20 protein-coding genes and 1 pseudogene are annotated in these 22,180 nt (G+C 64.6%); 5 read left to right on the plus strand and 16 right to left on the minus strand.

Translation table 11 applies throughout. The features are described 5' to 3' along the window. Positions 1-73: 73 nt before the first annotated feature. On the plus strand, positions 74-1,279 hold the full coding sequence (locus NJ4_RS01045) for a cytochrome P450 (RefSeq protein WP_067428838.1): 1,206 nt from the start codon (positions 74-76) through the stop codon (positions 1,277-1,279). A 34-nt stretch (positions 1,280-1,313) separates the two neighbouring features. Further along, on the plus strand, positions 1,314-1,517 hold the full coding sequence (locus NJ4_RS27075; protein WP_407668035.1) for a ferredoxin: 204 nt from the start codon (positions 1,314-1,316) through the stop codon (positions 1,515-1,517). A 62-nt stretch (positions 1,518-1,579) separates the two neighbouring features. Here the strand turns inward: NJ4_RS27075 and NJ4_RS01055 are convergent, their stop codons facing one another. The 8 genes and pseudogenes from NJ4_RS01055 to NJ4_RS01085 form a co-directional block, all read right to left on the minus strand. Beyond that, entirely contained in the window at positions 1,580-2,857 is a 1,278-nt protein-coding gene (locus NJ4_RS01055; RefSeq protein ID WP_169799190.1) for an ABC transporter substrate-binding protein, read from the minus strand. 11 nt (positions 2,858-2,868) lie between these two features. Continuing rightward, the gene (locus NJ4_RS01060; protein WP_067428846.1) at positions 2,869-3,642 is read right to left on the minus strand and encodes an ABC transporter ATP-binding protein; all 774 of its coding nucleotides are present in this window, start codon (positions 3,640-3,642) and stop codon (positions 2,869-2,871) included. Beyond that, complete coding sequence (locus NJ4_RS01065; RefSeq protein WP_245644395.1) at positions 3,639-5,537, minus strand: branched-chain amino acid ABC transporter ATP-binding protein/permease; 1,899 nt, start codon at positions 5,535-5,537, stop codon at positions 3,639-3,641. The genes NJ4_RS01060 and NJ4_RS01065 overlap by 4 nt, the downstream gene beginning before the upstream one ends. A gap of 24 nt (positions 5,538-5,561) precedes the next feature. After that, positions 5,562-6,338 (minus strand): annotated as a pseudogene (locus NJ4_RS27080) (branched-chain amino acid ABC transporter permease); the annotation flags it as partial. 153 nt (positions 6,339-6,491) lie between these two features. Continuing rightward, entirely contained in the window at positions 6,492-7,613 is a 1,122-nt protein-coding gene (locus tag NJ4_RS01070; RefSeq protein ID WP_067428855.1) for a 2-oxoacid:ferredoxin oxidoreductase subunit beta, read from the minus strand. Beyond that, positions 7,610-7,921: a ferredoxin gene (gene fdxA / locus NJ4_RS01075; protein WP_067428859.1), complete on the minus strand. Its 312-nt coding sequence runs from the start codon at positions 7,919-7,921 to the stop codon at positions 7,610-7,612. Before fdxA ends, NJ4_RS01070 begins: the two co-directional genes overlap by 4 nt. Further along, positions 7,918-9,843, minus strand: a complete 1,926-nt coding sequence (locus NJ4_RS01080; protein ID WP_407668036.1) for a 2-oxoacid:acceptor oxidoreductase subunit alpha — start codon at positions 9,841-9,843, stop codon at positions 7,918-7,920. The genes fdxA and NJ4_RS01080 overlap by 4 nt, the downstream gene beginning before the upstream one ends. Next, positions 9,821-10,768, minus strand: coding sequence for a PDR/VanB family oxidoreductase (locus NJ4_RS01085; RefSeq protein WP_169799191.1), 948 nt, complete (start codon positions 10,766-10,768; stop codon positions 9,821-9,823). The genes NJ4_RS01080 and NJ4_RS01085 overlap by 23 nt, the downstream gene beginning before the upstream one ends. Before the next feature lie 276 nt (positions 10,769-11,044). On the opposite strand from NJ4_RS01085, the gene NJ4_RS01090 reads away from it, so the two are divergent. Further along, entirely contained in the window at positions 11,045-12,217 is a 1,173-nt protein-coding gene (locus NJ4_RS01090; RefSeq protein WP_067428867.1) for a cytochrome P450, read from the plus strand. 150 nt (positions 12,218-12,367) lie between these two features. Here the strand turns inward: NJ4_RS01090 and NJ4_RS01095 are convergent, their stop codons facing one another. The 8 genes from NJ4_RS01095 to NJ4_RS01130 form a co-directional block, all read right to left on the minus strand. After that, positions 12,368-13,108: an SDR family NAD(P)-dependent oxidoreductase gene (locus NJ4_RS01095; protein ID WP_157550543.1), complete on the minus strand. Its 741-nt coding sequence runs from the start codon at positions 13,106-13,108 to the stop codon at positions 12,368-12,370. After that, positions 13,105-14,838, minus strand: a complete 1,734-nt coding sequence (locus tag NJ4_RS01100) for a flavin-containing monooxygenase (RefSeq protein ID WP_082748056.1) — start codon at positions 14,836-14,838, stop codon at positions 13,105-13,107. Before NJ4_RS01100 ends, NJ4_RS01095 begins: the two co-directional genes overlap by 4 nt. After that, positions 14,754-15,260, minus strand: a complete 507-nt coding sequence (locus tag NJ4_RS01105; RefSeq protein ID WP_082748057.1) for an SRPBCC family protein — start codon at positions 15,258-15,260, stop codon at positions 14,754-14,756. The genes NJ4_RS01100 and NJ4_RS01105 overlap by 85 nt, the downstream gene beginning before the upstream one ends. A gap of 9 nt (positions 15,261-15,269) precedes the next feature. Next, on the minus strand, positions 15,270-15,674 hold the full coding sequence (locus tag NJ4_RS01110) for a metal-sulfur cluster assembly factor (protein ID WP_067428879.1): 405 nt from the start codon (positions 15,672-15,674) through the stop codon (positions 15,270-15,272). 1 nt (position 15,675) lies between these two features. Further along, complete coding sequence (locus NJ4_RS01115) at positions 15,676-16,857, minus strand: amidohydrolase family protein (RefSeq protein WP_067428882.1); 1,182 nt, start codon at positions 16,855-16,857, stop codon at positions 15,676-15,678. A gap of 157 nt (positions 16,858-17,014) precedes the next feature. Further along, complete coding sequence (locus NJ4_RS01120; protein WP_067428890.1) at positions 17,015-17,839, minus strand: BKACE family enzyme; 825 nt, start codon at positions 17,837-17,839, stop codon at positions 17,015-17,017. Between the two features lie 139 nt (positions 17,840-17,978). After that, on the minus strand, positions 17,979-18,773 hold the full coding sequence (locus tag NJ4_RS01125) for an SDR family NAD(P)-dependent oxidoreductase (RefSeq protein WP_067428892.1): 795 nt from the start codon (positions 18,771-18,773) through the stop codon (positions 17,979-17,981). After that, positions 18,760-19,725: an alpha/beta hydrolase gene (locus NJ4_RS01130; RefSeq protein ID WP_067428894.1), complete on the minus strand. Its 966-nt coding sequence runs from the start codon at positions 19,723-19,725 to the stop codon at positions 18,760-18,762. The genes NJ4_RS01125 and NJ4_RS01130 overlap by 14 nt, the downstream gene beginning before the upstream one ends. A gap of 202 nt (positions 19,726-19,927) precedes the next feature. Between NJ4_RS01130 and NJ4_RS01135 the strand changes: the two genes are divergently transcribed. Both NJ4_RS01135 and NJ4_RS01140 read left to right on the plus strand, forming a co-directional pair. Continuing rightward, entirely contained in the window at positions 19,928-21,475 is a 1,548-nt protein-coding gene (locus NJ4_RS01135; protein ID WP_067428896.1) for a histidine kinase, read from the plus strand. Beyond that, complete coding sequence (locus tag NJ4_RS01140; RefSeq protein ID WP_217996710.1) at positions 21,472-22,113, plus strand: response regulator; 642 nt, start codon at positions 21,472-21,474, stop codon at positions 22,111-22,113. Before NJ4_RS01135 ends, NJ4_RS01140 begins: the two co-directional genes overlap by 4 nt. Positions 22,114-22,180: the final 67 nt, after the last annotated feature.

Genomic DNA, 22,180 nt, shown 5'->3' on the forward strand with positions numbered 1-22,180 from the left:
GCGACCGAAGCTGCCCCAGTCCCGCTTCACACCGTAATGGTCCATCCAAACTAGATACATAAGGGAGTTGCTCATGGTTTCTTCGTCAGAGGAAGTCGATCTCGAGCTGTTCGAGAAGAACTACGACATGAACTCACCGGTGTTGGCAAAGCACTGGGAGGAGGTGGTGGACCACCTTCACGGATCGTGCCCGATCGCTCGCAGCGAGGTTGGTGAGGGCTACTGGGTGTTGAACCGTAGGGAGGACATCCGCCAAGCGGTCCTCGAGCCCTCGGCCTTCAGCAGCGGTACTGGTTTCGCTCCCAATCGTCCTCAGGGGATGCCGTACTTTGTGCCCGTGGAGAGCGATCCTCCGTTCCACACGCAGCTGCGATCAACACTCCAGCCGTTCCTTGCCCCGCCGGTCGTGCGCGAATACGAGTCGGCTATACGCGAACCTGCCCGCGACCTGGTCGCTTCGTTCGCGGACCGGCGTGAGATCGAGGCAGTGTGGGATTTCGCCAACGAGCTCCCCGGCCTAGGCTTCTGCGTCACGGTCGCCGGCATGACCCATGAGGACCTGAGTTTCATGCAAAAGCGATTCGAGATCGGGATGCTGGGGCCCCTCGATGAGCGCGCTGCCGCAATGCAGGAGGCCTTCGGGCGCATGGAGCAGTACATGCTCCAGCGGCGGGACGAGGCTCCGCGTGGCGACGTCATCGACGCAATCCTCGCCCTGGACTTCGAGGGTTTCGACTGGGAGTCAAAGGTCATGACCCTCACAACGTTGACGCTCGGAGGGATCGGTACGACGGGGTACGTCATCGCTTCGGCGTTGCACTTCCTTGCCACTCACGCCGAAGAACGCAGGGCCTTAATGAACGACCCGACCGCCTGGGAGACGGCGATCGAAGAGTTCCTGCGTTTCTTCCCGTCCTCGCCACACGACGGACGGAGGCTCACCGAGCCCAAGACCATTGGAGGCGTTGACTTCGCCGAGGGCGACTACGTCGTGATCCACTTCGGTGCAGCGAACCGTGATCCGTCGGTCTTCGATTCACCGGAGCAGTTAGGCATCTCCCGGGCACTCCCCAACCGGCACATGACCTTTGGCTACGGGATTCACCGGTGCCTCGGATCGCACCTCGCCCGACTCGAGATTCGAGTCGCACTGGAGGAGTTCTTGAAGGCGTTCCCTGACTACGGCGTGCCTCAGGGCTTCGAGCCCGAGTACCAGATCAGCAACACCCGGGTCATCGAGCGTCTTCCCCTCCTGTTGAACGGAGCTGACCGTGCATGACCGACCAAACCAGGGCATGTCGCCGTCCCTCCGCATGAGGGTCCAGGACGCGATCTGCGAAGGCCACGGGGAGTGCCACCGTGCACATCCGCGACTCTTCCCGCTGGATGAAGCCGGCCACACGGCGGTCCCGGATGGAACTGTGGTCCCCAAAGGCATGGAAGAGGCTGCCCAGCTGGGCATCGACGTCTGCCCGGCACAGGCCCTGGCGGTCGAACCAATGAGACAGGGCCGCTGAACGACCACATGGGGGCCGCGGATGGATCACATCCGCGGCCCCACGTGCTTGTCAGACCTTGCTCACGGCTTCATGAAGGAATCCTTCACCGCGTCACGATGCTTGTCGGGGATGCACGAGGCTTCGGCCCCGTTCGGGGCCTCCCAGGCTCCGTCCTTGATGGACGAGACAAACCAACAGGGGACGAGCGAGGGGACGTCGTCACCTTGCGTGTAGGTCAGGGGCGGTGTGAGGCCGCCCAGCGTCTCGGCTTTGAACGTGTAGAGACCCTTGAGTACATCTTGCGACGTGGACGATGGGCCGATGTCCCCACGCTCTGCGGCCAGCTTGAACACCTCTCCCGCGCTCCACACCGAGGAGTTCGAGGCGTTGAGTTCCGGCTTCTCGTAGATGCCCTTGGCGAAGGTGTTGAGAGCTTCATTCAGCGTCTTGTTCGGCTCGGAGGAGACGTCCCACAGGGACTGGTTCGGCGCGACGGTTACGAACCCATCCAGGTTCGGGTCCGCCGCCCAGTCATTGCCGGGCACGAAGCTGCTCGTCACCAGCTTCGGGGCGAAGCCCTGCTGCTTGCACGAGGCGACCAGTCGCGGTACGACTGACGGGGGAACCAGTGGGACGATGACGTCGGCATCCGCGTCACGGGCCGCGAGGCAGGCAGCGGTGTAGTTGGGCGCGTTGGCAGCGATGCGCTGGTTCGACACCACGTCGACGCCGTCGAACAGGTCGGAGAGCTTCTCGAGGGTGGCCGCGTTGTCAGCACACGTCGGGGACTCGGCACACACCATGATGCTGACCTTGGAGGCACCCATCTTCTCGACTTCGGCCAGCGTGCCGTACGCCTGCGTCGGGGTTTGCGCACCGGTGGCGAAGAAGTAGGGATTGGTCTCATACACCGAGCTGAAAACGGCGGCGCCGATCACAGGCACCCCGCGCTCGCGCGCATAGTCGGCCCACAGTCCGTTGAGGTTGTCCATCTCGCCGACGATCGCCATCACGTTGTGCTCGTCGATCAGGTCCTTTGCCATCTTGACCGATCGGGCAGCATCCAGTCCGTCATCGAGCTCGATGACCTTCACCGGGTGGCCGTTGATTCCTCCATGGGTGTTGGTCCACCTAACCCAGGCCTTCCAGACCGCGGGAACCTGGGCAGTAGACGAGGACACCGGACCGGAACAACTGCAGATCGTACCGATGACGACAGGTTCGCCGGTGACTTCCTCCCCTACCTGCACCGCATCGCCGGACAGGTCGTTCGTCGCTCCCTTGGCCTCAGGTTCGCTGAGGTTGCAGGCGGACAGGAGCATCGCGATTGCGACCACCAAGACCGCCACTGGTCCCATGGCTCTGACATTCATTGCTCATCACTCACTTTCGATTGTTGGCCGGACACGGCCGAGGTCTGGTTGGTGGTTTCAGTGGAGTCGGACTCGCCGAGATACTCCCGCTGCAGCTGCTCCTCGTCGATCTGGTCAGGAGTGCCGGAGAATCCGATCGAGCCGCGACTCATCAGATGGACGAAGTCGGCCATCTCCAAGGCGCGATGGACGTACTGCTCTACGACGAGAAGGGCCACGCCACGCTCAGCCAGTTGCCGGAGCGACTCGAAGATCTCGTCGATGACCTTGGGCGCTAGCCCCATGGAGACCTCGTCGAGCAGCACGACGTCGGGCTGGCTCAGGAAACAACGAGACAGCGCCAACATCTGCTGTTGGCCACCCGACATGCTTCCGGCCCGCTGGTGGAGGCGCTCTGCCAAGGCCGGAAACGCCTCTAGCGCCGGATCGTAGGGCTCACCCTTGCGCCACGGCGGTGTCGCCATGCGCAAATTTTCAGCGACGGTCAGGTTCGGGAAGATTCCCCGGCCCTCCGGAATCATGCAGACGCCGGCGCGAGCTCGCGTGTGTGCCTTTTGCGCTGTGACGTCAACTCCGCCGACACTCACCGACCCCGCATGTGGGCGAAGCGTGCCAGCGATCGTCTTCAACAAGGTTGTCTTCCCTGCGCCGTTCGCGCCGAGCAACGCTGTCACCGTCCCCGGTTGTACCGCTAGTTCGACGCCCCGCAGGACCTGGGTATCGCCGTAACCGCCTGCCAGGCCCACGACTTCGAGTGCTGGAATCCTCATCGAACTACCTCTTCCATGTCCCCGTCCTCGACCGATTCACCGTCGCCCAGATAGGCGTCACGGACGACCGTGGAAGCCCTGACTTGGTCCGGGGTTCCCTCAAAGATCAGGTTCCCGAAGTCGAGAACGTAGATGTAGTCACTGAGTCGCATGACCAGGTCCATGTCGTGCTCGACCAGGAGGATGCCCAGGTCTCGCTCCCGCACGGCACGCTCGATCACGTCACCGAATGCTTCCGTTTCGGCCGCATCGAGGCCAGAGGATGCCTCGTCGAGCAGTAGGACGCTGAACGGGCCGGCAAGGCATCGAGCCAGCTCCACCATCCGCCGCTGCCCGGTGGAAAGCTTCTCGGCCCGGACACTCGCCAGATGGGTAATGCCGCATGCGTCCAGTGCGTCCCAGGTCGCGGCCCGCATGTTTCGCTGATCCTCCGGTCTGCACACGACCTGGGAGAAGAACGACCTGCCTGCGCGAGATCCCTCAAATCCCATGGCGACGTTGTCGTAGACCGTCATGGACTCGAAGACCTCGGCCCGCTGGAACGTGCGGCCCAGCCCGGACTGTGCCCGCCGCGCCTGGCCCCGAGAGCTCACGTCGCGGCCGCTGAGCAGAACCTTGCCCTCGCTCGGGACCGTGATGCCGGAACAGGCATTGAACAGGGACGTCTTGCCGGCGCCGTTGGGACCGATCAGGCCGGTGACGCGGCCCGGATGGGCGGTGAGCGTGGCTTGGTTGACGGCGACGTGGCCGTCGTAGCGCACCGTGATTCCTTGCGTGGAGAGCTGTCCCCCGGCAGCCGGGGAGCGCGTCGTCACTTCTGCCGCGGACGGCCTGGGCGGGACGGATGCACTGCGGTCTCCCCCGAACACCCTGTTGATGCCCTCGCGCACACGCGGCGGAAGACCGCGCCTATCGGCCGGGGTGAGCGCGTAGACCAGAGCCGATACACCAAAGAGCACTTGCAGCCAGTAGCCGGTTTCGTACCCAGAGAAGTACGACGGGATCACCACGAGTGAGAGACCGGCCACGAGGGCGTACCAAGGGGCGCCTCCCCCGACGATGACGACAAGCACGAGGTACGTCAGGGACAACAGCGGCGGGTAGGAGGTCGCCGATACGAACCCTTGACCGGCACCGACCATCGCGCCGCCAATGGCCGCCATGAAGGCTGAGATGCAGAAAACGAGGAGACGGGTCAGGTTGACCGGGTTGCCGACCGATGTCAGGGCCATGGGCGAGTCAGCCAGCGCCCGGAGCAGGCGGCCCAGACGGCTTCGGGTTAGTGCGACGACCGCAGCCGAGCAGAGGAGCATGGCGAGAACTGCGACGTAGTAGTAGCCGGTATCGGTCGCCAGCCATCCCGACGTCGGCCTGGGCACTCTGAGGCCCGCGCCGGACTCGCCGAACATGAAGGGCTGCGTGTAGAAGACATAGCTCAGCGCGATTCCGAAGCCGAACGTGGCGATCGCGAGGAAGAGACCCGAGAGACGCATCGCGGGCAGTGCCAGCAACGCGCCTACAGGGACGGCGACGAGCCCTGCGCCGAGCAGCGCCAGCAGCCAGGGCAGCCCGAGATCCGACAGGTGGGCGAACGCGGTGACGCCGATCGCGGCAAAGGCGACGTGCCCCAGCGAGACTTGGCCCGACGTGCGCACCAGCAATCCCAGGGAGAGGAAGATGATCACCGTGCCAACGCCAGTGGTCCAGTCGGTGAGGTGTACGCCGGCAAAGGTGGGGACCGACAGGAGGAGGGTCAGGGCCCCTGCACCGAGGAGGAGTTGGAACCTCCAGGGTGCCGTCCAACCCGATGTCACTAGTGGCAGTGAGCGAGAGCGGTCGGCCAGGTAGCGGCGCGGCAACAGCATCAGCGCGAGGAAGAGCACCAGGAACGGCACCGCCGGAGGGACTCCAGCGAGACTCCCGGCGCTCAGCCACTTCGTGGACAACGCAGAGGCCACACCTATGGCGAGGCCACCCAGGAAGGTGAGGGGCAAGCTACGGAAGGCGCCGAGTGCTGCCGCGCCGAACGCCTGGACGACCAAGAGTGTCAACAGTGTCGGGTCCAGGGGCAGTAGTGGAGCGATCAGGACTCCCGACGCCGCCGCAAAGACGGACCCGGCCAGCCAGGCTGTCCGGCGTACGAGGGCGGTGCTCGTGCCCGCGAGTTCGAGCAAGTCGGCATCGTCCACGACTGCCCGCATGGCAGTCCCGAGGCGCGAGAATCGCAGGAGGACATAGAGGAGAGCGGTGGCCACGAGCGCAATGGCGAAGGTGATCGCATCAGCGTGGCTGACGAACACTCCGGCCAGCTCGGTCTGGCCATGCGGCAGGAATTGGGGAACGACCCGGGTGGCTGTCACGCCGTAGAGAAGGATGACGGAGGCTTGGACCAGGATCACGATCCCGACAGTGGCGGCCACCTGGACGGCGAGTGCCTCACCGATGATCCTGCGGGTCAGTACCTCGAAGAACAGTGCGGCGGCCGGACCGACGACCAGGATCGCCAAGAGCGCGGCAAGCGTCGCCGACAGCCCGTTGATGACGAAGGCGCTGTAGAAGAAATAGGCGCTGACTGTCGCGATGGACCCGTGCGCGAAGTTGAAGACACCGGAGGTCCGGTACGTGAGGACGAGCCCCACACCTGCCAGGCCGTATACACCGCCGGTGACGACCCCAATGATTATGAATGGCCACATGATTGCCGCCTGGTCAGTGAGTGAGAGATGTAAGGGAGATCACAGACGAAGTGGACCATCGGGCGCCCGTACGATTGATCGGGTGATTGACCGAGGGCTGCTGTCGATCGCGCACGGCACCACTACGTCATTCGACGCGCTCACCATGAGCCGTCAGACGACTGTCCATGTGTCACCGCCGTTGATCAGGTAGCTGAGGCGGTCGGTGGGTGCGCCGGTGGCGGCTTGGGAAGCGGTGCGGATCTGGTCGCGGGCCTGGTCGTCGTACGCCGGTCGCTCAACCTGGCGGAAGATGCCGATCGGCGTCTGGTTGAGGTAGCCCGAATCGGTGAGTCGCGAGATCGCGAAGGCGGTCGACGGGTCCGGGTTGTGCGCATCGTGGACCAAGAGAAGGTCTTTCGCGTACTGATCCGCCGCAGGGCCGAGATCAAGTACCTCGATGGCACCGGTGTCCATGTTTCTGATGAGCCCCTTGGTCGGTTTACCCGTCACCTTGTCCTTGCCGAAGGTGATGGGGGCACCGTGGACCAGCGGGATGATCGCGTCGGCCTTGGTGTCGGGGTTCTTGATCGCGTCGAACGCGCCGTCGTTGAAGATCGGGCAGTTCTGGTAGATCTCCACGAACGAGGTGCCCCGGTGCGCGGCGGCCGCGGAGAGCACCGAGGTGAGGTGCTTGCGGTCCGAATCGATGGTGCGGGCCACGAACGCGCCTTCGGCCCCCAGCGCCAGCGAGACCGGGTTGAACGGGTGGTCCAACGAACCCACCGGGGTGGACTTGGTCACCTTGCCGACCTCGGAGGTCGGCGAGTATTGCCCCTTGGTGAGCCCGTAGATGCGGTTGTTGAACAGCAGGACCGTCATGTTCACGTTGCGGCGCAACGCGTGGATCAGGTGGTTGCCGCCGATGGACAGCGCGTCACCGTCGCCAGTGACCACGAAGACGGAGAGGTCTTCGCGGGCGGTGGCCAACCCGGTCGCGATCGACGGCGCGCGGCCGTGGATGGAGTGCATGCCGTACGTGTCGAGGTAGTACGGGAACCGCGACGAGCAGCCGATGCCGGAGATGAAGACGACGTTCTCGCGGCGGATGCCGAGTTCGGGCAGGAAGTTCTGCACGGCCTTGAGGACGGCGTAGTCGCCGCAGCCGGGGCACCAGCGCACCTCCTGGTCGGAGGTGAAGTCCTTGCCGGTCTGCTTCTCGCCTGAACTCGGCACCCCGTCCAGGCCAGACCGAAGACCTGGGAGCCCGAGATCCGTGCTGCTGATCTGCGTCATGGATGCACCCTCTCCAGGACAGGAGCATCTCGTTGGCTGGTGTCGATCTTCGCGGCGCCTCCGGGAGACCCGAGTTCGGTGAAGAACGAGGCGTTGATCTCGACGCAGTGCACCAGTTCCTCGGGCACATCGTCCTCGTAGAAGACCGCCTCTACCGGACACACCGGTTCGCACGCGCCGCAGTCCACGCACTCGTCGGGATGGATATAGAGCATCCGTTTGCCCTCGTAGATGCAGTCGACGGGGCATTCATCGACACAAGCCTTGTCCTTGACGTCCACGCAGGACTGAGCGATGACATACGTCATGGGAGGCACTTTCCTTCTGCTGATCGGACCAGCTCGGATATAGCCTCGGCGAGTTCGGCTGCCTTCAGGGGCAGGCCGCGGACCTGGTTGTAGCCGATGGCATCGACGAGATATTTGGCCCGCAGCAGCATCGAGAGCTGGCCGAGGTTCATCTCGGGCACCAGCACCTTGTCGTAGCGGGCGAGGATGTCGCCGAGGTCCTTGGGGAACGGGTTGAGGTGGCGCAGGTGCGTCTGGGCCACGTTGTAGCCGGCCTTGCGCACCCGGCGTACGCCGGCTCCGATGGGGCCGTAGGTGGAGCCCCAGCCCAGCACCAGCACCTTCGCGGCGCCGGAGGGGTCGTCGACCTCCAAAGGAGGCAGGGAGTCGGCGATGCGGTCGATCTTGGCCTGGCGGGTGCGGACCATCAGGTCGTGGTTGGCCGGGTCGTAGGAGATGTTGCCGTGCTCGGCGCCCTTCTCGAGACCGCCGATGCGGTGCTCGAGCCCGGCGGTGCCGGGGATCGCCCACGGGCGGGCCAGGGTGGCCTCGTCGCGCTTGTAGGGCAGGAACACCTCGGTGGTGGTGCCGTCGGCGGCGGTGCTGGTGGAGTTGGGGCCGGTGGCGAAGTTCGGCTCGATCACCGGCAGCTCGGCGACGTCGGGGACCTGCCACGGTTCGGAGCCGTTGGCGAGGTAGCCGTCGGAGAGCAGCATCACGGGGGTGCGGTAGGTGACCGCGATCCGGACCGCCTCCAGGGCCGCGTTGAAGCAGTCGCCCGGCGACTGCGGGGCCACGATCGGCACGGGGGCCTCACCGTTGCGACCGAACATCGCCTGCAACAGGTCGGACTGTTCGGTCTTGGTGGGCAGGCCGGTCGACGGGCCGCCGCGTTGGACGTTGACCACGAGGAGCGGGAGTTCGGTCATCACGGCCAGGCCGATGGCCTCACCCTTCAGTGCGACTCCGGGGCCCGAGGTGGTGGTGACGCCTAGCTGGCCGGCGAAGGAGGCGCCGATGGCGGCGCCGACACCGGCGATCTCGTCCTCGGCCTGGAAGGTGGTGATGCCGAAGCCCTTGTGCTTGGACAGCTCGTGGAGGATGTCGGAGGCCGGGGTGATCGGGTAGGAGCCGAGGAAGATCGGCAGCCCGGACTGCACCGAGGCAGCGACCAGGCCGTAGGCCAGCGCCAGGTTGCCGGTGATGTTGCGGTAGGTACCCGGTGCCATCGCGGCCGGCTTCACCTCGTACTGCACGATGAACGTCTCGGTGGTCTCACCGAAGTTCCAGCCCATCTTGAACGCCGTGATGTTGGCATCCCTGATGTCGGGAACCTTCGCGAACTTGCGGCTCAGGAACTCCACCGTGTTCTCGGTGGGGCGCCCGTACATCCACGACAACAGGCCGAGGGCGAACATGTTCTTCGCCCGGGCGGCGTCCTTGCGGGACAGCCCGAACTCCTTGACCGCCTCCACCGTCATCCCGGTCAGGTCGACCCGGTGCAGGTCGTACTCGTCGAGCGAGCCGTCATCGAGCGGGCTGGTCGCGTAGCCGGCCTTGGTCAGGTTGCGGCCGGTGAAGTCATGGGTGTCCACGATGATCGCCGCGCCCTTGGCCAGGTCACTGAGGTTGGCCTTCAACGCGGCCGGGTTCATCGCCACCAGCACGTCGGGGGAGTCGCCGGCGGTGAGGATGTCGTGGTCGGCGAAGTGCACCTGGAACGAGCTCACGCCGGGGATGGTGCCCTGAGGCGCCCGGATCTCGGCAGGGAAGTTCGGCAGCGTGACCAGGTCATTGCCGAACGCAGCCGACTCCTGGGTGAACCGGTCACCGGTGAGCTGCATCCCGTCACCCGAGTCACCCGCGAACCGGATGATCACACGGTCGAGCTGCCTGACCTGCTTGGTGCGCGGACTGGCCTCAGAGGTCGAGTACAAGGGAATCTCCCAGTGATCGCGAAACGCAGATGGTCATCGAGGTGCCCGACTGGCACTGCTGGTCGTCGAGCACGTGGTCCCGGTGATCGATGCACCCCTCGATCACACCGGTGATGCAGGTACCGCAGATTCCGACCTCACAGTCACGCTCCACGTCGATGCCGGCCGCCACGATCGACTCGAGCACGGAGCGATCGGGGGCGACCCGCAAAGTGATCCCGGAACGCACGAGGTGCACGTCGAACTCCCGCTCCCCCGCAGCGTCGAGACTCGCTTCGGCCGTGAACAATTCGGCACGCACCTGTCCGCCGCGCCCCTGGGCGCGGGCTTCGGAGCGCACCGCCTCGATAAAGGGCTGGGGACCACAGACATAGACGAGTGCCGAGGGAGCGGCCGTCTTGAGGATGGCCGCGATGTTGATGAAACCGGTCTCTGACTCCGGGTATAGCGTGACGTTGCGTTCGCCGTACCGATCCTTGAGATCAGATGCGTACGCCATCCGCTCAAGGGTCCGGCCACCGTAGTGGAACTCCCACGTCTCGGACTGCTGGTGACAGCGCTCGGCCATCGGGACGAGCGGCGTGACCCCGATACCACCGGCGAAGAAGACGTACGACGGCGCAGACTCCAGGGCGAACCGGTTGCGGGGGGCCGAAACAGTCACCACGTCGTCCACCGCGAGCTCTTCGTGCACAGCACGTGAGCCGCCTCGACTGGCCGGAGTGCGCAGGACGGCGATGCGGTAGGTGTCTCGATCACCGGCAGGCCCGCACAAGGAGTACTGCCGCTGAACCCCACCCGGGAGGTCAACTTCGATGTGCGCGCCGGCGGACCACGACGGCAGTTCCGACTCGTCGACGGCCGACAGCGTCAACTCCACGACGTCCACAGCAACGGGCCTCTTGGAGACCACCCGCACCCTCACGTTCATTCTCATTGCCTTTCGTCTCACCGCGTCGCCGACGGCCGGCGCCCGTAGGCGGCTCCGGCGCTGCCCACTTAGAGGCTCCCGTGTCGCCCGCGTCACACCCACCGCCTTCTGACGCCCCTGCTCGGGCCAGTTGGGCGACTCCGCACTACGTCATTCGTCGCTGTCGGTCCCTCCGGGCACAACCGCCAGTGACAGCGGGTCAAATGACTCGTGTGATGCACCTCGCACCAGAGTCACCATGCCTGTACTCATAAAGCCCAAGTGGATGGAGAGACCGTGGCTGAGAAGCGGAATTACGAAGTCGACTACGACATGAACTCGCCCCAACTCGCTGAGGAGTGGGACGAGGTGATCGCCGACCTGCACCAGCGCTGTCCGATGGCTCGCAGTGAGGTTGGCGAGGGGTACTGGGTGGCCCTCAAGCAGGAAGACATCAAGGCAGCCACCCAGGACTGGGAGACGTTCAGCAGCGCCACCGGCTTCATGCCGGACCGGCCGGCCGAGATGCCGTGGTTGTGGCCGGTGGAGAGCGACCCGCCGGTGCACACGCACCTTCGCAGCGCCCTGAACCAGTACCTGAGCCCTGGCGTGGTCCGGACCTACAAGAACGCCGTGCACCAACATGGCCTGGACCTGCTCGCCGAGTTCGAGGGCGAGGAGGTCGTCGACGTCGTCGCGCGCTTCGGCAACGCTCTGCCGGGACGCTCCTTCTGCGTCACGGTGGCCGGCATGGGAACCGACGACATCGTGTATCTCCAGAAGAAGTTCGAGGTCGGGATCCTCGGCCCGCTGGAGAAACGAGCGCAAGCGATGCAGGATGCCAACCAGCGCCTAGACGAGTACCTACGCCGGCGCGAGGGCGAACCGCCGCGCGGCGATATCATCGACGCCCTCCTTGCCCTGGACTTCGAAGGGTGCGGTTGGGAGCAGAAGGTCAACACGCTGACCACGCTGACCCTCGGTGGCATCGGCACGACCGGATACGTCATCGCTGCCTCGCTGCACTGGCTCGCTGAGAACCCGGAGCAGCGCAAGCGCCTGGTGTCCGAGCCGGATCTCATGCCGACCGCTGTCGAGGAGTTCCTCCGGTTCTTCGCTGCCTCACCCCACGACGGGCGTCGGGCCACGTGCCCGGTGACCATGGGTGGCGTCGATCTCGAGGCCGGCGACTACGTGATCATGAACTATGGTGCGGCGAGCCGGGATCCCGAGGTCTTCGAGCGGCCCGACGAAGTCGACATCACGCGGGCCCTGCCGAACCGACACATGTCGTTCGGCTACGGAATCCACCGCTGCATCGGCTCGCACCTCGCCCGACTCGAGGTCAACGAGGCGCTGTCGACATTCCTGGCCCGCTACCCGGACTTCCGGACCACCGACGGCTTCGTCCCGAGCTACCAGATCAACAACACGGTGATGATGGAGTCCCTTCCGCTCGTCCTCTCCTGACCACACAGTCGCACTGCCCTCCGATCGTCCGGTCGGAGGGCAGTGCGCGTCCGGAGGGGTCTCGAGGGCCAGACCAGCGGGTTATCAAGTGGACGGACAACAGCCCCGGGAGCTGCGGCTCCCGGGGCTGTGTGTCATAACCGTGGACGGTCAGAAGTACTGCTCACCACCGGTCAGGTTCTGGGTCGTACCGGTGACGAAGGAGGCTCCCGGCGAGACGAGATACGCCACCATGGATCCGACGTCCTCTGCAGTGCCGAGTCGTCGTACAGGCAGTGACTCCGCCTTGGCCTGCAGCAGTCGAGCCGCCTCTTCCCGGGTGCCACCAGCAGAGAGGAAGGCGCCCTCTGTCATCGAGGTCAACATGACCCCAGGACACACCGCGTTGACGGTCACCCCAGCAGGTCCGAGCTCGGCGGCAAGCCCCTGGGTCAGTGCGATGACCGCACCCTTGGAGGCGCCGTACACCGCCGTGCCCGGCCAGGGCGCGCGCCCGGCCTGTGAGGCGACGTTCACGATCCGACCCCAGCGGCGTTCGCGCATCCGCGACGCCGCGGCACGACACGTGTGGAACGCGCCGACGAAGTTCACGGTCATGACCCTGCTTAGCTCGGCGTCGGGTGTATCCGCGACGTCCGTGAGGTCTTGCAGGACACCGTGGCAGTTCACCAGCACATCGATGGGCGCCCTGGACTCGACATTGTCGAAGAACTCCTCCACGGCACCGGAATCGGTGACGTCCAGCGACACCGTCGTGCTGTCGTCGGGACGGAGGTCGACGCCGACGACATCCATTCCGGCGCGCCGCAGGGACTCCACGACGCCGGCGCCGAGACCGCCGGAGGCACCGGTGACCACGGCTGTCCTTGGCATCAACGCGGAACGGTTCACCGGGCCGCTGCTTCCTGTTCGGAGTACGACGCTACGTCGCCGAAGGTGAAACCTTCGAAGTCCATGGACAACAGTGCTTCACAATCGTCCACGAAGCTGGCCATGCCGCCGGCGTACGGCATGAACTGGCGTACCTTGCCGGGTACGTTGGCCCCTAGGTACCAAGAGTTTGCGGTGACCAGCAAGGTGCTGTCAGCGATGTCAGCGACCCGTTCGCCCCAGGACTCCAATGCCTCTTGCGTCGGTTCAACCACCTCGGCGCCCCGCTGGCGCAACTCTGCCAGGAGGGTGAACACCAGCTCGACGTGCTGCTCGATCGACACGAACATGTTGCACAGGACCGAGGGGCTCCCCGGCCCGGTGATGGTGAACAGGTTGGGAAATTTGGGCGCCATCAGGCCCAAATAGGCCATGGCACCATCACACCATTCGTCACGAAGCTTCACGCCCCTGCGGCCGCGGATGTCGATGGCGTTCAGCGTCCCGGTGATGGCGTCGTACCCGGTTGCGAGGATGATGACGTCCACGTCGATCAGGCGTTCACCCACTTGGATGGCGTTGCTGGTGATGCGCTGGACCGGGGTCTCGCGAATGTCCACCAACTCCACGTTCGGACGGTTGAACGCCTCGTAGTAGCCGGTGTCCACGCAGGGCCTCTTCCCACCCAGTGGGTGGTCTGTCGGGATGAGTTTGGTGGCCACGGCGGGATCCTTCACGATTCCGCGGATCTTGCCTGCGATGAAATCGGCCGCGACCTGGTTCGAGTCCGGGTTGGTGGTGATGTCGTCGAAGGTGGACGTGAAGATCGCGCCACCGTGCGCCCAGGCCGCCTCGAGACGTTCGTGCTGTTCGGCAGCAGAGAACGACGAAGCCGGCTGGTTCGTGACTGTCGTCGGCAGCGGGAAGCCACGACGGGTACGACGCGACATGCGACGGCGCTCGGGATAGGTGCGCTTCACTTCCGCGAGTTGCTCCGGGTGAAGTGGACCGTTCTGCGCCGGCATGACGTAGTTCGGTGAGCGCTGCAGTACGTACAGTTGCGCGACCTCCCTTGCCACGGCCGGGACGAGCTGGATACCGGACGACCCGGTCCCGATGACAGCGACCCTCTTCCCTTGCAGCATCGGCGACTCGTGCGGCCACCGACCCGGGTGATAGATGTCCCCCGTGAAGTCGCCGATGCCCTCGATGTCGGGCAGATTGGTCGTCGACAAGCAACCCGTCGCCATGACGCAGAACCTGGCCCGGACCTCGGTGCCGTCGTCCAGGCCGACGACCCACAGCCCGGAGACCTCGTTGAAGACCGCGGACTCCACCCGGGTGCGGAACCTGATCAGGTCGCGCAGGTTGAGTCGATTCGCTACGAACTCCGCGTAGCGGTGGATCTCGGGGCCGGTGGCGTACCGCTCGGTCCAGGACCATTCCTGCTGCAAGTCGGGGTGGAATCCGAAGGAGTAGTCGACGCTTTCTACGTCGCATCTCGCGCCCGGGTAGCGGTTCCAGTACCAGGTGCCGCCCACCCCGTCGCCGGCCTCGACACCTTGCACAGTCATGCCGCGCTCGCGGAAGGAGTGGAGCAGGTGCAGGCCTGCAAAGCCCGCACCCACCACCACTGCGTCGAAGTCAGCCGTCTCGTACGCGCTTGTCACGATTCCTCCATCTTCCCGGCAGCCACGGTGGATACCAGGTCCGGCTGCGAACGCGGACTGTCCGGCGTCGCGCCGAACCATTCCTGGAGGGCACGCACACCAGCTTGATATGTGCCTTCCCGGAACATCTCCTCCAGGGCTTCTACGTGCACAGCGTCGGCGTCGAACCTGCCGAACCATTCAATGAAGGTCACCCCTTGATCGGTCACCGGGAAAACCCGCACCGATGCGACGTAGTTCTTGACCGGCCACGGGCCGTCGAGCATTTCGTAGACCAGTGCCCTGTTGGCGTCGTCGATACTGATCAGCTGCGCGGTCGCGAACCCGCCGTTGGCCAGCTGCTGCACACGCCGTGACCCGACTGCCGCCGGGTGGGCGTCGTTGACCATCTCGCAGCTCTCCACAAAGGGGTGCCACAAGGGCAGTCCGTCAAACTGGCGCGCCAGGTCCCAGACCACCTTCACTGGGGCGTTGACCACACCACTTGCGTAGGCGAATCCCATTGCCGTCCTTCAGCTCGTGGTGGCCAGGTCGGGGTGGGCGGTACAGGATTCACTACTCGTTGAGTGAGAAGCGGCCAACACTTCCAGCTGCAACCGACGACGGTGCTTGGCCTCTTCATGGATCATCGATGGGGCCCAGTCCAGCCCGGAGTCGGCGTGCACTTCGACCTGCTGGACTCCGGGGATTTCACTGATCAGTCGCCGGGCTGCCTTGGTCATGTACGCGATCATGAGGCACTGCGGGGAGGTAAGTCGTAGAAAGACGTCCACCCGGGAGTCATCGGCGGAGTAGTTGACCTTGTCGATGAGACCCATTTCCACGAGGTTCATCGGGCTGGCACTCGCCGCACTGCAGGGGTCGATGATCTGTCGCAACGCGTCGTAGACCGGTTCGTCGAGACGATGTTCCGACATGTCACACCGCCGCAACAGTAAGATCGCGGGCGTTGGACCACGGCGCGTCGAGTTCAACGACGTCGGAGAACTCGTCGTCCTTGATCCCCGCCTTGATGGCGTCGAGGTCAAGTCCGTGAAGGCGTGCATAGTTGTCCGCGAAGAGACCCTGCTTGTCATCCTGTGTGATCTGCTGGATGGGCATGTAGAGGCCGTAGCGTTCGAGGAGCTCCTCCGGAAACTCGAACGACGCCATGGCCTCCACGCAAGGCCTGGGGTGGTACTGCGTTGTCCCTGTTCCCCAGAACAACTTCTTCATCACGGGCATGCCGCCGTCGTGCATGAGCCCGAGCAGGATCTCCGCGAAGACGCGAGGCCTCCGCGCGACCACCATGTTCAGGTTCTCCATGTTGACGTGCACGTTCGGGAATCTTGCCAAGAGCATCGACGTCTCCTCGACGAAAGCCACTCCCCCGTGCACGATCTCGAAGTTGATCTCCGGGAAATGCACCGCAGCGCCCTCGAGGTCGGCTGGGTTGAAGGTGTCCCCGAACTCGATGGGCTCAATCGGGATGGACTTGTGCACGGCCACGTGCCCGATGCCAAGCTCCGCGGCCTTCTCCAGGACGGGGTACGCGATCTTCGGGTCATTCATCTTCCAGTGGCCGATGTTGCCGTCGTGCCAGCTGGCCGGATACATCTTCAGACCGAGTGGGCCGCCGTAAGGCGCGTAGAGCTCCACCTGGCGCTCGAGCTCGACGAGCGCCTCCTTGCCGCGCATCGGGTCGATGCAGGCGTAGCCGCCGATGAATCGAGTGGGGTACTTCTGCAGCGCCTCCAGAGACTTCTCGAGCGAGCTCAGTCCGTCCTTGAACGAGTAGATCGGTAGCGGGTGGTAGGCCGCGACGTCCGTTCGACTCTCCCGGAACAGGATGTTGGCCAACTCGTCAACCGACCAGTTGCGCAACCACTTGTCCTTGTCGATCTGGTACGCCGGCGCTGCCGCGCCGCTCGCGAAGTTGGCAGCCATCTCCGCCATCGCGGCGGCACCCTCGATGTCAGAGAAGTTGTCTCGCTCGACGTTGAACGCGTGGGTGACCGCATCGAGGACGAAGTAGTCATCGCTGACATTCCGCACGGTGGGCGACTCGACGTCGCTGTCCGTGGTAGCCGCTTCCTTCGGGTATTCGCCGTAAGTCATCATGGTTCGCTCCTATGGTGATGCTGATCTCGTGGAGAGTGATGTGTGTCATTGTTCCGACCCCGTGACCTCAAGAGCACCGTGTTGTGATGCAGGCGCGACAGGCAGGTCCGGAAGTCCGTCTACGACGGATGTCGTAGTCAGAAGTTCGTTGTTGTGTTCAGTTTGATTGTCCGCCGGAAAGGTTCAACAAGCTCCGCGTCTCGGCGACGCTTGCGATGGGCCGATCCAGTGCTCGTGCCAGATCTGCGGTTCGACGTACCAACGGGACGTTTCCTTCTGCCAGCTCGCCCTTGCGGAGGAACAGGCAGTCCTCCAAACCGGCTCGAGCGTTCCCGCCGAGAGCCAGTCCCATTGCGGTCAGTTGGAGATTCGCGCGTCCGATTGCGATCACCTGCCAGATCGCATCCTCGGGCATCCGGCTCGCCATGAGCTGAAGGTTCTCGGGTGTAGCGGCCATCCCGCCGTTGATGCCGAGCACGATGCTGAACTGCAGGGGGCCGTCCAGCAGACCCTCATCGCGGAGCCGCAGGGCCATGTCCAGGTGGCCGGTGTCATAGACCTCGAGTTCGGGCTTGACATTCAACTCCTGCATCCGAGCCGCCAGGCGCCGCACATCTTCTGGTGGATTGGAGAACTCGGAGCCGCCGAACGTCATGGAGCACGGGTTGAGTGTCGCCATCTGCGGTGCGAGCTCCACCAGCGCGGCTCGAGCCTCGAAGGGGACGCCTAGGCCCACACCCGTGGACAGTTGGATCAGGATGTCGCAACGTTCCTTGATGAGATCGACGGCGCGGCGCGCGATGTCGAGGTCCGCCGTGGGTCGCTCGTTCTCGTCGCGGAAGTGGAGGTGAGCCACTGACGCTCCCTCGTTGTACGCCGCGCTCACCTGCTCGGCGATCTGTTCCGGCGTCACCGGGAGGTGCGGGTTGTCTGCCGTCCTCGCGATCGGACCGGTGGGAGCAACTGTGATTACAGCGGTCATTGGGGTGCGCCTTTCGGCTGGAATGATTGGTGTGTGACCACCATCTCCCCGGCCACCAGACGCGTCGTGCGGCACCGGACGGCATCTCGTAGGGCGACCAAGACGCGTCCATCTCCACGGATGACTCGATGTGGCTAAGTCATTTGTCGCGTGCGGGGTCGTTCACTCTCGTCACGTCGGGGGCCAGGGACAGCGAAACAAGTCCCCCGTCGATATCCAGCGACGTCCCAGTGACAGACGGCGCCAGGGGGCTGGCCAGGTAGGCGATTGCGGAGGCCACTTCCTGGGCTTCGACCAGACGGCCCATCGGCTGTCGGGACTCCAATGCCGCGAGGGCGGCCTCTGGCGAGCTCGACGCGGCCAGGATGCGGCCGACCCAGGGGGTGTTGACCGTGCCAGGTGACACGCAGTTGGCCCGGACCCCGAAGGGCAGGAGGTCAGCAGCGATCGCACGGGTCATGGCGAGCACGGCCCCCTTGCTGGCCGAATAGAGCGCGAGCCCAGCCATTCCCCGAACGGCGGACACCGAACTGGTGTTGACGATCGCACCATGCGGCGACCTCTTGAGGTGCGGGATTGCCGACCGCATGGTCCGCAGAACGCCCATGACGTTGACGTCGAGCAGGTGGAGGGCCTCATCGTCGGCCAAGTCCTCAACATTCCCCCGAGCCTCGATACCGGCGCAGTTCACGAGTACGTCCAGACGCCCCCACCTAGCGGCGACACCGTCGATGGCCGCCTCGATCCCGTCACTGTCGCCGACGTCGACGGTGGCGGCGTGGATGTGCGGCCCGAGGTCGGCCTGGTCTCGGTCGAGAACGATCACCCGGGCACCACGACTGTGCAACTCCTCCGCAGCCGCTCTGCCGATGCCTGAGGCACCGCCTGTGACAACAGCGACCAAGCCGTTGAAGTCCCCGTCATTCGCTGCCATGAGTTCCTCCGAGAATTCGATCGAGTGCCGATCCCAGGGCAGTTAACGCTTCGGCGGCGACAGGCAGTTGAGCGGCAAATCCGAGGAAGCCGTGGAACGCCTGTGGGTAGTTCAGGAGCGTGACGTCACAACCGCCCCGGGCGAGCCCCTCGGCGTACATTCGGCCCTCGTCCCGCAACGGGTCCAAGCCGGCAGTTATGATGACGGCTGGTGGTGCCTCCCGGAGGTCGGGCCACCGAGCAGGCGAGCACCGTGTCGCTGCGTCCTCCAGGGGCTGAGCCCCAAGGAACTGGTCCCAGAACCAGCGCAGGTGGTCAACAGTTATGTAATACCCGTACGCGTTGTCGCGGTAGGACGCCGTCGAACAAGTGGCATCCAACACCGGGTAGAGCAGCAGTTGCGCCGCGACCGGAAGCTCCTCCCGAGCACGCGCTTCCAGGCTTGCCAGGGCAGCGAGGTTTCCGCCGGCGCTATCTCCGGAGACGACGAAGGGTGCGTGGAGGTCGAGTTGGAGGGCCCGCTCCCCCAGGTCCTGCACGGCCGCGATGACGTCGTCGAGCGGCTCGGGAAAGGGATGCTCCGGGGCCAGGCGATAGGCAACCGACACCACGGTGCGCCCTAAGGAATTGCACAGTTGCCTGACCAGTTCGTCATGGCTATCCAGATCACCAAGGACCCAGCCCCCGCCATGGAAGAAGAGCACAGCGGCCTTCGGGTCGGCCTGCGGACCGCGGGGGCGGTACAGCCGAGCTGCCAGCTTGCCGTCGCGCGCGCCGCGCACGTCGATCTCATGCACCTCGCCGACACAGGTTGGCTGATCTACGGGCTTTCGCAGCTTGTTGAAGAGCAAACGCGCCTCAGCGGCATCGGTCACATCGGTTCCCAGGAGCGGAAAGGCGCTATTGAGCAACCTCAGCAGCTGGGCCACGTGTGGGTCGAGAATTTCTGGCATCGTCACCGCCTGGACATGGTCAGCCCCTCGCCGACCTTGGTCCCAGTCTCGCCGATGGCACGGTGCCGCACCCGCGGCACGAGGCGGACACGCACGCCATTCGTGGCAGGGTCGTGACCTCCGCTAGCGGTCGAACGAATGAGTCATTTGTCCAAGCTTTCCGGCTCCCGCCTTGCCCGGCGCGAAGTCAGGTCTAGGCTTGATGACATCCATCACATCCGAGGAGGTCAGCAGATTGTCCGTGCTGACTGACCCCGAGGAGTCCGGGTCGCGCCGCCCCACCAACGACCTGCGGCTGGCCTCCAACGTACTGGTGAAACACAGCACCGAGGGCCTAGCGATTCTTGACGCCCAACGGCGATTCCTGTTCGTCAATCCCGCGGGTGCAGAGATCCTGCGATCCTCGCCAGAGGACCTCACGGACACGCCCGCTGACATGTTCGAGGTCCCCGAGCCTGGACCAGGCGGAAACAGCTACCGCGCGGTCCTGCCAGGAGCCGGCGGATCACGCCTGGTCGACGTGACTGAGACCGCGTCGGATGATCTTGTGTACATCGCGTTCCGTGACCGCACCGAGGAGTTCCGGCGCGAGAAGCACTTCACCGCATTCGTGCAGACCGCCTCCTCCGTTGCCACCGCCAGCGACAATGAATCCCTGCTCGGTGAGATCGCCACATGTGTCTTGGACGCCAGCGGGCAAGCTGCATGCACGCTCGTACTCTTCGATGATCACCACGGCAGCGTGAAACAGGTCGGCACCGCCGGGGGGTATCCCGACGACTATGCCGAAAGGTTGACGGAATGTATCCAGCGCGGTGCACCGCTGGCCTCGCTCGGAGCCTTCTCGTCCCAGCGGCCCTTGGTGGCTCCCGGGTGGTGCGATCGCGTACTGGACGATGACCGCTGGGCACCCGTGCACGACATCCTGCGAGCCCACCGCTGGGGCACACTGGTCGCGGTCCCGCTCAAGTCGGTGACCAGGACCATAGGCAGCATCACGCTCTTCTACCGAAGCGGCCAGGAACCAGAAGCTCGCGACGTCGACTTCCTGTCCACCATCGGTGAGATGGCGGCGGTGGCGATCGTCAACCACGAGCTCGCTGCTCGCATGGCGCGCAAGTCAGCCTTGGAAGAGCGCCACCGCATCGCCCGGGACCTGCATGACTCGGTGTCACAGACCATGTTCGGCATCTCAATGCGCTCCCGGGCGCTCCAGCTCGCCGCCGAAGGGGCAACGGCCGAGCCTAAGCACCTCGCTGACGGCTTGGGTCAGCTCCACCAACTCTCCGTCGATGCCCTAGCCGACATGCGCGAAATGATTCACCACCTGCGGCCCGAGGCCCTCGAGACCGTGGGACTAATCCAATTGGTACGCCGCCACGCGACTTCCCTGGCCGCACAACACGAAATCGAGACCACCGTCTCGTCGAACGTAGACAATCTGGATCTTCCCTATCCTGACCAGTTGGAACTGCTGCGCATCGCGCAGGAGGCGATGGCGAACGCCGCGCGTCACTCGGGAGCCGGGCTGCTCGAGGTGACCTTCTGGTCCGATTCCGACCTCGTCAGGATTCAGATCACGGACGACGGCACCGGATTCATCAGGGATGAGAAGCCTTCAGGCCACTTCGGCCTTAAAACCATGGCAGAGCGTGCCAGCAGTTTGGGAGCAACGTTGACGATCGAGAGCCGCCCCGGACGAACTGAAGTCAGCGTGATGGTTCCGCGACGAGAAGGGAGCGGCGTGTGATCAAGGTGTTCGTGGTTGATGACCACGCTGTCGTCCGTAGCGGGATCAAGATGTTCCTGGATCAACTGGAGGGGATGACCGTTGTCGGTGAGGCGAGCAACGGGCATTCGGCCATCGACGAGCTACGCATACTCAGCAGGCACGGCGACTTCCCCGATGTCGTGCTGATGGACTTAATGATGCCAGGGATGGGTGGTCTCGAAACCACGGATGTGGTGAAGCGTGAGTTCCCCGACTTACACGTCGTGATCCTGTCGACCTTCGATGAGACCGAACATGTCCGCAACGCCCTTGAAGCGGGTGCTTCAGGATTTCTTCGAAAGGATTCTGGCCCCGACGAGATCGCGATGGCCCTTCGGTCGGTCCTCGCTGGCGGCCTTGCGCTCGATCCCCGGGTTGCCCGCAATCTCACTCAGAACCTCATGGCGCCGCCGAGCGACAAGGAACTGCTATCACCCCGGGAGCGAGAAGTGCTCTCTCTGGTCGGTGACGGGCTCAGCAACCGCGAGATCGCCGATCGGCTCTTCATCTCCGAGCGAACGGCACGCACCCATGTAAGCAACGTGCTCTCCAAATTGGGGCTCACATCCAGGACACAGGCCGCTCTGTGGGCCGTACGTGAGGGCCTCACACCCTAGGAGTCCACGAACCAAGGATCTGGCAGCCCGTATGACCAACTGCCTCGAGCAAGCACCCTGTCCTCTG

Origin of the sequence: Nocardioides jensenii JCM 1364 = NBRC 14755 (assembly GCF_001552535.1) — a bacterium.
In the GTDB taxonomy this organism is placed as follows: domain Bacteria; phylum Actinomycetota; class Actinomycetes; order Propionibacteriales; family Nocardioidaceae; genus Nocardioides; species Nocardioides jensenii.

What these genes read in the sequence shown, in the direction of transcription:
- NJ4_RS01045 (WP_067428838.1), top strand. Translation starts at nt 74, where the DNA reads ATGGTTTCTTCGTCAGAGGAAGTCGATCTCGAGCTGTTCGAGAAGAAC.
- NJ4_RS01125 (WP_067428892.1), bottom strand. Translation starts at nt 18,773, where the DNA reads ATGGCAGCGAATGACGGGGACTTCAACGGCTTGGTCGCTGTTGTCACA.
- NJ4_RS01100 (WP_082748056.1), bottom strand. Translation starts at nt 14,838, where the DNA reads ATGGTTCGGCGCGACGCCGGACAGTCCGCGTTCGCAGCCGGACCTGGT.
- NJ4_RS01105 (WP_082748057.1), bottom strand. Translation starts at nt 15,260, where the DNA reads ATGGGATTCGCCTACGCAAGTGGTGTGGTCAACGCCCCAGTGAAGGTG.
- NJ4_RS01085 (WP_169799191.1), bottom strand. Translation starts at nt 10,768, where the DNA reads ATGAACGTGAGGGTGCGGGTGGTCTCCAAGAGGCCCGTTGCTGTGGAC.
- NJ4_RS27075 (WP_407668035.1), top strand. Translation starts at nt 1,314, where the DNA reads ATGAGGGTCCAGGACGCGATCTGCGAAGGCCACGGGGAGTGCCACCGT.
- NJ4_RS01070 (WP_067428855.1), bottom strand. Translation starts at nt 7,613, where the DNA reads ATGACGCAGATCAGCAGCACGGATCTCGGGCTCCCAGGTCTTCGGTCT.
- NJ4_RS01110 (WP_067428879.1), bottom strand. Translation starts at nt 15,674, where the DNA reads ATGTCGGAACATCGTCTCGACGAACCGGTCTACGACGCGTTGCGACAG.
- NJ4_RS01060 (WP_067428846.1), bottom strand. Translation starts at nt 3,642, where the DNA reads ATGAGGATTCCAGCACTCGAAGTCGTGGGCCTGGCAGGCGGTTACGGC.
- NJ4_RS01120 (WP_067428890.1), bottom strand. Translation starts at nt 17,839, where the DNA reads ATGACCGCTGTAATCACAGTTGCTCCCACCGGTCCGATCGCGAGGACG.
- fdxA (WP_067428859.1), bottom strand. Translation starts at nt 7,921, where the DNA reads ATGACGTATGTCATCGCTCAGTCCTGCGTGGACGTCAAGGACAAGGCT.
- NJ4_RS01130 (WP_067428894.1), bottom strand. Translation starts at nt 19,725, where the DNA reads ATGCCAGAAATTCTCGACCCACACGTGGCCCAGCTGCTGAGGTTGCTC.
- NJ4_RS01115 (WP_067428882.1), bottom strand. Translation starts at nt 16,857, where the DNA reads ATGATGACTTACGGCGAATACCCGAAGGAAGCGGCTACCACGGACAGC.
- NJ4_RS01135 (WP_067428896.1), top strand. Translation starts at nt 19,928, where the DNA reads ATGACATCCATCACATCCGAGGAGGTCAGCAGATTGTCCGTGCTGACT.
- NJ4_RS01055 (WP_169799190.1), bottom strand. Translation starts at nt 2,857, where the DNA reads ATGGGACCAGTGGCGGTCTTGGTGGTCGCAATCGCGATGCTCCTGTCC.